Annotated in this window: 14 protein-coding genes; 9 read left to right on the top strand and 5 right to left on the bottom strand. The window is 60.9% G+C overall.

What is annotated here, in order from left to right; all coding sequences use genetic code 11:
• Positions 1-56: 56 nt before the first annotated feature.
• Entirely contained in the window at positions 57-2,756 is a 2,700-nt protein-coding gene (locus tag BN1121_RS14720; protein ID WP_161624307.1) for a hybrid sensor histidine kinase/response regulator, read from the bottom strand.
• Between the two features lie 48 nt (positions 2,757-2,804).
• Here BN1121_RS14720 and trxC point away from each other — a divergent pair, with 48 nt between their 5' ends.
• Entirely contained in the window at positions 2,805-3,242 is a 438-nt protein-coding gene (gene trxC / locus BN1121_RS14715; protein WP_005358165.1) for a thioredoxin TrxC, read from the top strand.
• 155 nt (positions 3,243-3,397) lie between these two features.
• Complete coding sequence (locus BN1121_RS14710) at positions 3,398-4,798, top strand: SLC13 family permease (protein WP_005358162.1); 1,401 nt, start codon at positions 3,398-3,400, stop codon at positions 4,796-4,798.
• Positions 4,799-4,862: 64 nt separating this feature from the next.
• On the opposite strand, the gene BN1121_RS14705 is transcribed toward BN1121_RS14710, so the two are convergent.
• Entirely contained in the window at positions 4,863-5,708 is an 846-nt protein-coding gene (locus BN1121_RS14705; RefSeq protein ID WP_005358158.1) for a DUF5718 family protein, read from the bottom strand.
• A gap of 238 nt (positions 5,709-5,946) precedes the next feature.
• Here BN1121_RS14705 and BN1121_RS14700 point away from each other — a divergent pair, with 238 nt between their 5' ends.
• The 3 genes from BN1121_RS14700 (at position 5,947) to BN1121_RS14690 (ending at position 7,542) form a co-directional block, all read left to right on the top strand.
• Positions 5,947-6,252, top strand: coding sequence for an HI1450 family dsDNA-mimic protein (locus BN1121_RS14700; protein WP_005358156.1), 306 nt, complete (start codon positions 5,947-5,949; stop codon positions 6,250-6,252).
• Entirely contained in the window at positions 6,240-6,986 is a 747-nt protein-coding gene (gene mtgA / locus BN1121_RS14695; RefSeq protein ID WP_005358153.1) for a monofunctional biosynthetic peptidoglycan transglycosylase, read from the top strand. The genes BN1121_RS14700 and mtgA overlap by 13 nt, the downstream gene beginning before the upstream one ends.
• Before the next feature lie 238 nt (positions 6,987-7,224).
• Positions 7,225-7,542: an HI1450 family dsDNA-mimic protein gene (locus BN1121_RS14690; protein WP_005358151.1), complete on the top strand. Its 318-nt coding sequence runs from the start codon at positions 7,225-7,227 to the stop codon at positions 7,540-7,542.
• A gap of 36 nt (positions 7,543-7,578) precedes the next feature.
• On the opposite strand, the gene BN1121_RS14685 is transcribed toward BN1121_RS14690, so the two are convergent.
• Both BN1121_RS14685 and BN1121_RS14680 read right to left on the bottom strand, forming a co-directional pair.
• Positions 7,579-7,896 (bottom strand): DUF1289 domain-containing protein, encoded by a 318-nt coding sequence (locus BN1121_RS14685; protein WP_005358148.1) that lies wholly within the window; start codon positions 7,894-7,896, stop codon positions 7,579-7,581.
• Complete coding sequence (locus BN1121_RS14680; RefSeq protein WP_043157968.1) at positions 7,896-8,744, bottom strand: CvfB family protein; 849 nt, start codon at positions 8,742-8,744, stop codon at positions 7,896-7,898. The genes BN1121_RS14685 and BN1121_RS14680 overlap by 1 nt, the downstream gene beginning before the upstream one ends.
• 162 nt (positions 8,745-8,906) lie before the next feature.
• On the opposite strand from BN1121_RS14680, the gene BN1121_RS14675 reads away from it, so the two are divergent.
• From BN1121_RS14675 to BN1121_RS14665, 3 genes are all read left to right on the top strand, one after another.
• Positions 8,907-10,127: a UPF0149 family protein gene (locus BN1121_RS14675; protein ID WP_005358137.1), complete on the top strand. Its 1,221-nt coding sequence runs from the start codon at positions 8,907-8,909 to the stop codon at positions 10,125-10,127.
• A 107-nt stretch (positions 10,128-10,234) separates the two neighbouring features.
• A complete protein-coding gene (locus BN1121_RS14670; protein ID WP_005358136.1) occupies positions 10,235-10,696 on the top strand; it encodes a MarR family winged helix-turn-helix transcriptional regulator in 462 nt (153 codons plus the stop codon).
• A 2-nt stretch (positions 10,697-10,698) separates the two neighbouring features.
• The gene (locus BN1121_RS14665; RefSeq protein WP_005358134.1) at positions 10,699-10,887 is read left to right on the top strand and encodes a DUF4250 domain-containing protein; all 189 of its coding nucleotides are present in this window, start codon (positions 10,699-10,701) and stop codon (positions 10,885-10,887) included.
• 59 nt (positions 10,888-10,946) lie between these two features.
• Here BN1121_RS14665 and BN1121_RS14660 read toward each other — a convergent pair whose 3' ends face one another.
• Positions 10,947-11,546, bottom strand: coding sequence for an FMN-dependent NADH-azoreductase (locus BN1121_RS14660; RefSeq protein ID WP_005358132.1), 600 nt, complete (start codon positions 11,544-11,546; stop codon positions 10,947-10,949).
• Between the two features lie 256 nt (positions 11,547-11,802).
• Between BN1121_RS14660 and BN1121_RS14655 the strand changes: the two genes are divergently transcribed.
• Positions 11,803-12,639, top strand: coding sequence for a DMT family transporter (locus BN1121_RS14655; RefSeq protein WP_005358130.1), 837 nt, complete (start codon positions 11,803-11,805; stop codon positions 12,637-12,639).
• Positions 12,640-12,692: the final 53 nt, after the last annotated feature.

Raw genomic sequence — 12,692 nt, 5'->3', positions numbered from 1 at the left:
TGGGCAACCCGGATGGGAAAGGCTCTATTGTAAAGCGTCGGAAATAAAAATCAGTTTCATTCTTTTCCCAGGCCGGCGAGCCATTGCGGCTCGGCGTGACGCTCATAGAGATCGATACTCTCCTGAGTGGACAGATAACTCTCAATGGCGCTCAAGGTTTGTGCGAAAATCTCGTGCAGTTCGTCAAACTGGGGCAGCTCCCGCTCATCCAACACGGCATGCATGAGCTTGGCACAGGCGTTTTGCAACCGTTTTGCCATGAGATTCGCGGCCAACCCTTTCAAGGACCCCAACAAACGGCACAGATGCTCCCTGTCTCCCTTCTGCCGCGCAGTCTCAAGCTGGTGCATGGCGTTCCTATGCTCACTGACAAACTGGCTCGCCATCACCATCAAGGCTTCTTCATCCTGACTGACTCTCACTAGCGCCGTAGCGCGATCGAACAGAGGCAGCGTCTGCGTCGGCATCATGGCCTGCTTGGTGCGGGTTGAAACCAACTCAGTGATGGCCTTATAGAGCTCCGTCTTGCCCACCGGCTTGGTCACATAGCCATTCATGCCGGCGTCGAAGCAGTGACCCCTGTCCTCAGGCATGGCACTGGCCGTCAGGGCAATGATGGGCAAGACGTTCGACGACCGATAACGCCGGATCCGGCGTGACGCCTCCAGCCCATCCATGACGGGCATCTGCAAATCCATCAGCACCAGATCAAACTCATCTTGCAGTACCCATTGCACCGCTTCGGCCCCATTATCGACCACCTCGGTGTGCACCTCGACGCGCCTCAAATACTCGACGATCAACTGCTGATTCACCCGATTATCCTCTGCCAGCAAGATCTTGAGTCCGGCCAGCTCACCCGCCCAATCGACCCGCTCTTCAGGCGGCGGGGCAACTTGCTGTGCACTTTGGGTCAAGAGGGATACCACTTTTTCGAGCAGCTGCGGCTCTGTCACGGGCTTACTCAAGAAGTGTTGCAGCCCCAGTGAGTCCATTCGCTGATGCAAGCCATCCCGAGACCAGGCACTGACCACCAGCGCCGGCAGGGTTGACAGGGCCGGTTGACCACGCAGCACCGGGATCAGATCAAGACCATCTTCATTTCCGAGGCGCCAGTCGAGGATCACCATGGAGAGGCGCTCACCGACCAATCGGACCTGCTCCCTGGCTTCGTCCAGGGTGGTCGCCCCATGGACAGTGGCACCGGCACGCTGCAGTATGTTGCATAGCAACGCCATCACCAGTGGATTGTCCTCGAGCAGCAGGATCTCGCACCCCTTGGGTAGTCGATGCTCGCCACTCTCACCTCCGTACACGGCGGGCGAAAAGGGAATGTCAAAGAAGAAGCGCGCCCCCTGACCGGGCGCACTTTCCACTCCTATGGTCCCCCCCATTAGTCCAACCAGGCGTTGCGAGATGCTCAACCCAAGGCCGGTACCGCCATATTTTCTGGTGTAACCGGCATCAAGCTGCGAGAAGGGCTGAAACAGCCTTGAGCATTGCTCGGGATCGATACCTATACCGGTATCGCTCACCATAAATGCCAACCGCCCCTGCTCATTGATACAGATAGTGAGGGTAACCATGCCCTTCTCGGTAAATTTGATGGCATTGCCAACCAGATTGATCAACACCTGACCCAACCTGAGGGTGTCGCCACGCAGCCTGTCGGGAACCTCTGGAGCCTTGTCTATCACCACCTCGAGCGCCTTGCGCTCACTCATGTCGGCAAACATGGCGGCCAGCGAGGCAAGCAGGGCATTCAGGCTGAAGTCGCTCTCCTCGAGCGTCAAGTTACCCGACTCGAACTTACTCAGATCCAGAATATCGTTGATGAGCAGCAACAGGTTATCCGAGGCGACCTTGATCTTGCTCAGATAGTCGCGCTGGGTCAGCGTCAGCTCGGTTTGCAGCGTCAGCGAGGTAAAGCCGATCACCGCATTCATCGGTGTCCTGATCTCATGACTCATGTTGGCCAGGAAATCACTGCGGCTCTTGGCCAGCATGTGTGCATGACGCGCCAGGGCGCGCAGGTGCTTGTCTCGCTGCAGTAAAATCCCGCCAATGGTGATACAGGTGAGCAAAACCATGAGGGCGGTTCCGATATAGAGCACCTGTTTCAGGCGATTGATCTCCATGCTCTGCGCCATCTTCCACTCGAGAAGCGTCGAGAGCTGGGAGTTGGCCGCCAGTTGATCACGCATCTGATGCATCCGATGATCAGCTTGCTGCCATTCGTCATAGAGGGGAGCCAACTTCTCGGCCTGGGCGGGGGTGACCATGGACAGCAGCCGCTGTGGGTCGGGGGCGATCGCCTCTGCGCCGCCGTGTCGATGCGCCGCAACAGGTTTCACGCCCGTCAAGGTGCCCATTTGCTGCTCATAAGCCTCGCCAAGGCTTCGAACTTGCTCTATCTGAAAGCCAAGCGCGGTCAGCTCGCGCATGTACTGAGCCAAGATAGCGAGGATGGTATCGCGCTGGATAGCAGCCGGCTCGAAAGACGAATCGCGATAGAAACTCACAAACGCGTCGGTCTCTTGATGCAGCCGCTCCAGCCGCTCACCTACCTTGACGTCCATGGGATGACCCAAGACCGACACAGTGCCCACGCTGATATTGTGGAAGAGTTCATCGGCGCGCTGAACCAGCGCGACGGCACGCTCAAGCTGCCTGATTTGATAGATGCCGCCTCCCACCAACAGCAGAATGGAGAGCACCAGACCGGCCCACAGCCAGTTATAGCTTCGTTCCGTCATGTTCATCCCGTGTTATTCTCATTGTTTTCGAATCATCGAGGAGACGGCATGTCTTCCATCATCACCTATTGTAGCCGCTGCTATGCCAAGAACCGAATGAAGCTTGATAGCGCCCCCCAAGAGGCGCGCTGTGGTCGTTGCCATCAGCCACTCATCGAGCATACTCCGGTCACGGCCACCGAGGCCAACTTTGAGGCTCTTATCGCCTCCGATCTGCCGGTGGTCATCGACTTTTGGGCTAGCTGGTGTGGCCCCTGTCTGCAATTTGCTCCCGTCTTCAAGAGCGTTGCCATGGAGCTCGAGCCCACCTTCCGCTTCGCCAAGCTCGATACCGAGAAAGAGAGCGCCATCGCCGCCCGTTTTGCCATCCGCAGCATCCCAAGCTTGCTGGTCTTCCAACGCGGCAGGGTGATCGCCCAGCGTAGCGGAGCCCTGCCCGCGCCACTATTCACACAGTGGCTCCAGAGTCTGCCCAGAGAAACCTGAACCAGTGATGCATCCTGCATAATGCAGAGGGGCAGGATGCATCGCCGTTGATTATTGTGAGTCGCACCATATTTTCAGCAGGGTTGACTGTTCGAAAACGGTTACCACGATGTAACATGCCTGTCACCAATAAAACAACAACCCGACGGAATCTCATGAGCGACATACACTTTTCTTCGAGCCTGCCACAGAGCTCGACCCGACGCTGGCTGGATATCAAATCCGGCATCCTCATTGCTGACGTACTGCTGCTGGTCGCCATGCTGGCCTGGCTGCCCTTCGACCCCAACGTCAACAAGGGGCTGGCCATCCTGGTGTTTATCGCCGTCCTCTGGCTCACCGAAGCGGTGCATATCACCATCACGGCTCTGGCGATTCCTGTGCTGGCGACCCTGCTCGGGGTGTCAGACATGACCAAGTCGCTCACCAGCTTTGCCAACCCAGTGCTGTTTCTCTTCTTCGGTGGCTTTGCGCTGGCGGCCGCCTTGTCAAAACAGCATCTGGACACCCAACTGGCCGGCAAGATGATGCAACTGGCCAAGGGGCATCTGGGATGGGCGACCGTGGTGCTCTTCTCGGCGACGGCCGGCCTCTCCATGTGGATCAGCAACACTGCCACCGCCGCCATGATGATGCCGCTGGCCCTCGGCATGCTCAAAGGGCTGGATGTTCATAAAGAGCGTCGCACCCTGGTGTTTGTCTTGCTTGGCGTCGCCTACAGCGCCAGTATCGGCGGGATCGGCACCCTGGTCGGCAGCCCCCCTAACGCCATCGCCGCAGCCCAGATGGGGCTCAGCTTCACCGATTGGCTCAAGTTTGGCATCCCCGTTGTTGCTATCTTCCTGCCCGTCGGCATCGCCCTGCTCTATCTGGTGATCCGCCCGACCCTCTCTCATCAGGTCAAGAGCGAGGAGGTGAACATCGTCTGGAATAACGAGCGCAAGACGACGCTCGCCATCTTCCTCACCACCGTAGTCCTGTGGATCGGCTCGCAGCCTCTCTCCGATGCGCTCGGGGGGATCGCCCAGCTCGATACCCTGATCGCCATGGGCGCCATTCTTGCCATCGCGGTCAGCCGCGTCGCCAGCTGGGATGACATCAACCAGAACACCGACTGGGGGGTGCTGATGCTGTTCGGCGGTGGTCTCACGCTGAGCATGATCCTCAAAGACACCGGGGCCAATGCCTTCCTGGCCCAGCATCTCTCCGCTGTCTTGGCTAACCAGCCTCTGTTCCTGGTGCTGCTCTGCCTGGCCACCTTTGTCATCTTCCTGACCGAGCTGGTCTCCAACACCGCCACTGCGGCCCTGCTGGTGCCCCTGTTCGCTGGCGTGGCCGAGGCCCTGGGCGTTTCCCCCGTGGTTATCTCGGTTCTCATTGCGATCGGTGCCTCCTGCGCCTTTATGCTGCCGGTTGCCACCCCCCCGAACGCCATCGTCTTCGCCAGCGGCCACATCCGGCAGCGGGAGATGATGCGCGCCGGCCTGGTCCTCAACCTCATATTCACTGTCATCATTACCCTGCTGGCTTACTTCGTGGGTGACATACTCCACTAAGCCCGCCATAACGACGAAGGCCAGTCTGATGACTGGCCTTCTTGCTTTTAGCGCAGAGTAAGATTCAGAGGGCTTGCACCACCTGGATCAGTGGGCTCATATCCGCCGGGAAGGCGCGAGCACGAATCGCCTCCTGCACCTTAGCTTCATCGTAGCGAGCGGCCGGGTAGAGCACCACGCAGCTCAGATCCCCCGGGGCCAGGAAGTTGCGTTCACCAAAGTCGGTGTAGCGGGTCGCCCCTATGCTGATGAGCAGACGCGATGGGTAACCCGCACCCTCGAGCAGCCCCAGCAGATATTCGGCAGGGCCCTCATCTTCCTGATGATTGAGCTTGTCGCTCATCCACTCCACCAGACGATCGTGAAAATAGCTGTAATCCACCACGGCACTGTCCACACCATAGGGGATCAGCTCGCCGTCGCGCTCCAGGTAGCAGGCAATGCGATAACCGTCGAGCAGACCACCGGCCTGCAATCCATCGATGGGGATCAGGGTCGCCGAGAGCCCCTTGCTGCATGCCCCCCAGTTTTTCTTCTCGCTGATCTTGCGCGCATTGGGCCGGCGAATGGAGCAGTCGTTATAGGCACCGAACGCCACCGGTTGCAGCGCACTCACCTTGCCATCACGATACTCGACCTGACACAAGAGGGCCACTTCCGGCTCAATCTGGACTTTCTCATCCCCCGATACGGCCGCCTCTGGCAGTAACAGGGTATCGCTACTGAGGGGATAGACCCCCAGCTGGCCATCACGGCCCGGCACATAGAAGGGGAACATCGCCTTGGGGGCCAACTTGTCGCGGACCATCACGGCCACGAAATCGGAAGCCTCCCCCGCCTGCTCCAGGTGCCCGGCGAAATTACCGGCAACCCCCAGTCCCATGATCTGATGCCACTGCGTCTCTTGCATTGCTCAACTCCACTGCTTACCAACCCACCCAGGGTCGCTGATGAAGATCACTCGAAGGAGGCTATTAGAGCACAGGCAACCCATGCCGCCCAGCGACGCGTGGGCAAGGGTCGATAAGCCCCTTTCCGCCGGGACAGCGGTTTCCCGCTCGCCAAGGGAACGGCACAAGGATAAAATGCGCGGCAGCCTCTGGCTGCGTCACCCTCATCCGGCTCACGCCTCTTTATGGACCCGATTGATGAACGATCATATGCAACTGCTCGACACCGCCATGGAGCTCTTTCTCGAGCTGGCTTCCGACAACCTTCCCGCCGACGAAATTGCCCGCTTCAACGCCCTCTATAACGAACAGGGTTTGATGGCCGAAGTCGAGCTCGGTGATGACTGGGAGGCCGACGTGGGTTTTGTTGCCAATGAGGAGGAGTATGCCGAAGTGTGGATCGGCCTGGTCAATGAGGCCGAGGAGTTTACCCATCTCTTCGCCCGCCTGCTGCTGTCGCGCTCGGATGAAGAGAAGTTCTGTCATATTGAATGGCTGCCGTGAGTGACGTTATTGCCCTCACACTGCCTCGCCCTCGCTGGCACTGGCGTCGCCTGCCGCGTTTTCTGGTGATCCTGCTGCTGTGGGGGCTGATGCTCTCGATTATCTCTGTCGGGGTGCTGCGCTTTGTCGATCCCTTTATGTGGAGCTGGCGCGTATTGCGCGCCATCGACCCACCAGCCCCGGTCAAGCAGGTCCAGCATGAGTGGGTTCCCCTCGAGGACATTGCCGGCTCGCTGCAACTGGCGGTGATCGCGGCCGAAGATCAGCGTTTCACCCAACACAACGGCTTCGATATGCAAGCCATTGAAGCCGCGCTCAAGCACAACGAGTCGGGGCGCACTGTGCGCGGGGGCAGTACGCTCAGCCAGCAGACCGCCAAGAATCTCTTCATGTGGAGTGATCGCAGCTTCCTGCGCAAGGGGCTGGAGGCCTGGTTTACCCTGCTGATGGAGCTCGGCTGGGACAAGGCGCGTATCCTCGAGGTCTATCTCAACATCGTCGAATTTGGCCCCGGCATCTATGGTGCCGAGGCCGCCGCGAGGCACTACTTCCACAAGCCAGCCCGCCGTCTGAGCGCCTATGAGGCCTCCCTGCTGGCGGCCGCACTCCCCAATCCCTGGCGTTATCGGGTCAATCCTCCCTCTCCCTATGTAGCAAAACGCTCGGCCTGGATCCGGCGTCAGATGCAGCAGCTGGGCAGTGTAACGCTGCAACAGGTGCGCCAGGCGCCTTAAGCCCGCGCATCATCGATAAGGGGTCCTCTCACGATGACCCCTTTTTTCTGCCCTGCTCCAGCTGGGGCAAAAAATGCCACCACCATACCTCTCGCCTGCGTCGCACGCTCAGCCTGTACCGCCGTATCTTCATCACGCCTCCTGCTGCGGCTTCAAGCATGGTCTTCCCCTGCCATCGGGGCAAGGTGGTTCTCAGACGGGATTGCTGCTAGAGTTGGGCCGCTTTGATGGAGGAGTTATGACACAGAGAACCCCGGACCAACTGGTTGAATTGGCCTACGATCGCTTCCTGGAAGAGGCGGCGGATCACCTGACCGCAGAGCAGGTGGTCGACATCACCCTGGAGTTCGAGCAACGCGGCGCGGTCGAGGCCACCCTGCCCGCCGAAGATTGGGCCAACGAGCTGGGCGAACAGGTGAGTCTGACCGACTGGGCCGAGGTATGGGTCGGACTGCTCGATCATCAGGACGAGTTCGAAACTATCTACGCCAAGTTTCTGGTCCCGCTCGAGAGCCGCGAACAGACGCTCCATGTGCGCTGGTACCCAGCCCAATAACGAAGAGGCCAGTCGTCACCGACTGGCCTCTTCGCATTAGCGTCCCGCCTGCTGCTGAGCCAAAGCGTGGCAGCGGCGGCACAGACACTGGGTAGCATCGGGCGCCATGGGCAGTGGCCGGGTCTGGTTGCACCAGCAGGCCTCGATCCCCTCACCCGCCGAGACGGCGCAATAGAGGGGCTCACCGCAGCGTTCGCAGCGGGCCGAGCTACGCTCGCCCTGGAGCTCCTGTATCACGGCGACCTGCTGCGCCTCGTCCATGGCACTCCAGCGCCCGATCTCGCCGAGGGTGCGACCGCAACCGAGGCAGATGCCGCCGACGGCGCGGCAATCGCCGATACAGGGTGAGGGCATCAGGAGGGCTCGTCCTCTGAGCTCACCAGTCGGATCCCTTCCGCTTCGATCTCGATGCGCCCCTGCTTGTAGAGCCCACCGATCGCCTTCTTGAAGGTGCCCTTGCTGATGCCAAAGAGCTGATAGATGAGCTCGGGATCGCTCTTGTCCCCCACCGCCAGCCAGCCTCCCTGGCGCTCGAGTCGGGCGATGATCTTGCCACTGGCATCATCGGCTTTCCCCATGCCGGGCTGATTCAAGGTCAGATCGAGCTTGCCGTCGTCGCGCACCTGCTTGACCCAGGCCCGGGTGGGGCGTCCAGTCTGCAGGCGACCGAAGATCTCGTTTTTAAACAGCATGCCGGGCCAACGACCATTGACCACGACCTTGGTGCCGAGGGGCGTGTGATCGCCGCTCTGAACCGATACCTCGTCGCCCGCCTTGAAGGGAGGACGGTCAGTGGCGAGGTGGCGATCGATCTTGCTGGTGCCCACCATGCGGCCCTCGTGATCGAGGGAGAGGTAGACCAGATAGGTACGCCCCACCTGCATCGCCTTGGCCTGCTCGCGCTCGGGCACGAAGAGGTCTTTTTTCATGCCCCAGTCGAGGAAGGCGCCGATCTTGTTGGCACTGACCACCTTGAGACCGGCAAACTCACCCGCCATCGCCTTGGGCTGATCGGTGGTGATCACCGGCTCGCAGTCCGCATCCAGATAGAGAAACACCTCTATCCCCTGCCCTACCGCCGCCTCGGGCGGCAGTTGGCGACGCGGCAGCAACAGCTCGCCGTAATCCCCTGCCTCAAGCCAGGCCCCCTTGGGCTCGAGCTCGACGACGGTCAGGGTATTTTTCTTGCCAATCTCAATCATCATCTCAATTCCGACACCTAAATCGAGGGCGCATCTTACCGCAAACTGCCGCCAGCGGCATCGTCCCATTGCACACAATTCCAGCAAACAGGCAAGGATTGGCTGCTAATGACCCTACTTTTAGGTAGACTTCGCGCCAATTTTCTTCATGAGGATCCGCTGATGACGCCATCCGTTCGCACTCGACACCTCAATGCCTGGCTGGAGCAGGCGCTGCCAGGGCTGGGTTATGCCGGCCTGCACGGTTTTCTGTGTGCCCGCCTGACCGGGCCCGAACTACCGGACTGGCGCCAGCCCCTCGCGGGACTCTGGCAAGACGCGCTGGATGAAAAAACCACCCAGGCGCTCGCCAGCCTCATCAATGAGCTCGAAGCCCTGGCCGACGAAGGGCAGCTCGCCCTGCCCACCCAGTGCCGACTGTCCAGCGAGGATCCCGAGTCCGTCTTTGCCGATGAGCAGCCCCTGCGCCAGTGGAGCCATGGCTTTAGCCTCGGCTTTGCCTGCTGGCCGCGCCCGACCGACCTCAACCATCCGAGCACCCAGCTGCGCTTTAGCCTGGCCGCCGAGCTCTGCCTGTTTCGTGACCGTCACATGGCCCAGATGCTGCACCAGGCCGCCCCTGACGCCCCGGCCCTGCCCGATTTTCTCAAGCGCAGCCGGCAAAGCATGAAGAGCGCCCTCAATGGCCTGCTTCAGGCAGAGCATGCGGAGGTGGTGACGCCCCGGCGCCATCATGCCACCGAACTGGCGATCCCGGCAGAGCAGGCCGAGCGCTGGCAAGGCTGGTTCGAGGCGGCAGCCCAGAGCAGGAGCCAGCAGGAGCGGGCACGCCTGTATGGCCTCATCGTGGACGATGCCTCGACCCTGTTTGATCAAGCCGCCCTCGAGGCGCTGGGTGGCTATGCCTGGAGCGAGCCGGCCGCACGCCCCCTGCTGGCCGCCCGGGCGAGCCTGGCCGATTGCCTGCGCGAGCAGGGGCGCTTTGCCGAGGCGGAGGCGCACTATCTCGCCTTGCTCACCCTGTGCCAGGACGATCCCCTTGGCTGCCGCTACCTCCTCTCCAGCCTCTATGCCCTGACGGGACGCTGGGAGGCACTCGCCGCCTTGCTTGAGCGCTTCGACGAGGCCAGCAGCTGGCTCTGCTTCAACCGCGCCCTGATGATCTTCGCGACCCGGGGGGGAGAGGCCGCCGCCCCGGCACTGGCCGAGGCGTGCAATGCCAACGCTCACGTCAAGGCCAGCCTGCTCGGTAGCCGCAAACTCCCCAAAGAAGCACCCGAGAGTTACAGCCCCGGCAGCCGGGACGAAGCCGCCAGCTATGCCATCGCCACCCGTGAGGCCTGGCTCAAACACGGGGCCTTGTTCTGGTTACGCCAGGGCTGAGACGACAAAGGATGACGCAGGCCATGGAGCAGGCCTTATAAATGGCGTATCATGAGCCAGTATCATTAGAAACCGCCTTGCGGGGCGGTTTGCCTGCAGGAGACGTTATGCACAAACCCATCGGCCTGCTCCAACACTATCCCCCCTACCAGCTGGTCCACGCCGCTGAGATGGTGCGGGAGACTTTCGAGCAATTTTACCAGCAGCGCTACCAGCTGACCGTTCCCCAGTGGCGCCTCATGATGGTGCTGGGCCCTCAATATCCCATCAGCCAGAAAGAGCTGGTCGAGGCGAGCGGCATGGACAAGGTTCGCATCTCCCGCGAGATCCACCGCCTCGGCGAAAAGGGGATCGTCTCCACCGAGAGCCACGCCCACGACAAACGGATCAATCTGGTCTCCCTCACGGCCTCCGGTCTCAAGCTGTTTCAGCAACTCAAGCAGGACATCGCCAGCTGGGAAACCACCCTGAGCCAGCATCTGCCCGATGACGCTCGCCTGCAGATCAACAGCCAGCTCAAGACGCTGGATGAGGCGATCGACAAGCTGCACATTCTCGACAAGGAGTGATCATGGGTCTCGAGCGTTTCGCCACCATGGACATCAACATGCTGCTGAGTCTGGTCAACATGCAGCTGCGCGATAACTATGCCGATCTCGACGACCTGGTGCGCGCCCACGACATCGACCGCGCCGCCCTCGAGGCCCGTCTGGCCGAAGGGGGCTTTATCTACCAGCCCGAGCAGCGGCAGTTTCGTTAAGCCTTCTTCAACACGAAAAAGGGCCGGCAATATGCCGGCCCTTTCTTATGGAGCACGTCTCAGGCAACCAGCTCGGCCACCCGAGCCCGCGCGGCTTCCAACCCCTTGGCCACGGCGTCCGGCCCCATTCCCATGCCCTCGGCATAGATGAAGTCCACATTCTTGATACCGATGAAACCCAGAAACACCTTCATGTAAGGGGTGACCAGATCGCTCGGCTGGCCCAGATGCATGCCGCCGCGCGGGCTCACCACCACGGCACGCACGCCGTCCACCAAGCCGACCGGGCCGGTCTCGGTGTACTTGAAGGTCACCCCGGCACGGGCCACCAGATCGATCCAGTTTTTGAGCTGGGTCGGGATGTTGAAGTTGTACATGGGGGCGGCAATCACCACCATGTCACTCGCCTTGAGCTCGGCCACCAGCTCATCGGAGAGCGCCACCGCCTGACGGGCCCGCTCGCTCAGGTTGTCGCCGCCGCGCAGGGCGCCCGCCAGCTCGCCATCCAGTACCGGCAGATCGAGCTCGGCCAGCTCGCGCACCGTCACGCTGTCGGCCTCTCCCCGAGCCTGACGTTCGGCCAGGAAGTGATCGATAAGGGCGCTCGATTGTGAGTAACCGCCGAGTATGCTGGACTTGAGAACGAGGATCTTGCTCATGATTGTGCTCCTGATGTGTCTGGCTCCCACGAGCCGATGGAGAGACTCTAATCGCCTCGGCGTTTCCATCACAGCGAAAAAGTTGACTCTACTTATTCAAAAAAGTTGAACCAACACTTCTCTCTCAGCCCATCCTATCCCTGACCGGGTCCATAAGACTTGGCAGAACAAACGATTGCCGCTATCATTCGCCGCACTTTTTTGACAGTTATCTCATACCATGCACAGGCACTCCCCTCTGGCCGGTGCAGTCTGGATGATGGTCGCCGGTCTCTGCTTCGCCGCCGTCAACAGCCTGAGCCAGTATGTCAGCTTCAAGCTGGGCTTCCCCTCAACCCAGGTCGCCTTTCATCAATATCTCATCGCCCTCGTCTGCCTGCTGCCCTGGCTGGTTCGCCATGGTCTGCGACAATCCCTGCTGACCCGTCAGCCGCGTCTGCACCTGCTGCGCGTCGCCTTGGCCGTGGTGGGTATTCAGTTCTGGCTCTGGGCCCTGGCCGTACCCGTGCCCATTTGGCAGGGGATTGCCCTGTTGATGACCTCTCCCCTCTTCGCCACCCTGGGCTCGGCACTGTTTCTGGGCGAAAGGGTGAGCCGCGCCCGGCTGCTCGCGACCCTGGGAGGCTTCACCGGCGCCATGGTGATCCTGGCCCCCTGGCGCGATGACTTCACCCTGGCCTCCTTACTGCCGGTCGCCGCAGCCCTGTTTTGGGCCGGCTACTCCCTGATGGTGCGCTACCAGTCGGCCACCGAGTCGCCCCACACCATCGTCGTCTATCTGCTGGTGCTGAGTACCCCCTTCAACGCCATGCTGGCCCTGCCCGAGTGGCAGTGGCCCACCCTGGAGCAGTGGTGGTTGGTGGCCGCCGCCGGCGCCCTGTCGGCCCTGGCCCAGATGGCCATCGCCCGCGCCTACAGCGTGGCCGAGGCCTCCTTCGTGCAGCCCTTTGACTTTGCCAAGCTGCCCATGAACGTGGCCGCCGGCTGGCTGGTGTTTGGCTGGGCACCACCGGGCCGGCTGTGGCTCGGCGCCGCCGTCATCATAGGCGCCGTGACCCTGCTCACCCATCTAGAGCAGCGTCAACACCGTTGAGATCCCGAGGCACGCCATGCGTGCCTCTTTTTTTACCATCCGTGACCGAAAAG

The sequence above is a fragment of the Aeromonas diversa CDC 2478-85 genome (assembly GCF_000819805.1).
Lineage (GTDB): Bacteria > Pseudomonadota > Gammaproteobacteria > Enterobacterales > Aeromonadaceae > Aeromonas > Aeromonas diversa.
Note: the sequence above shows the minus strand (reverse complement) of the source record. Positions and strands in the feature narration are given on the sequence as shown.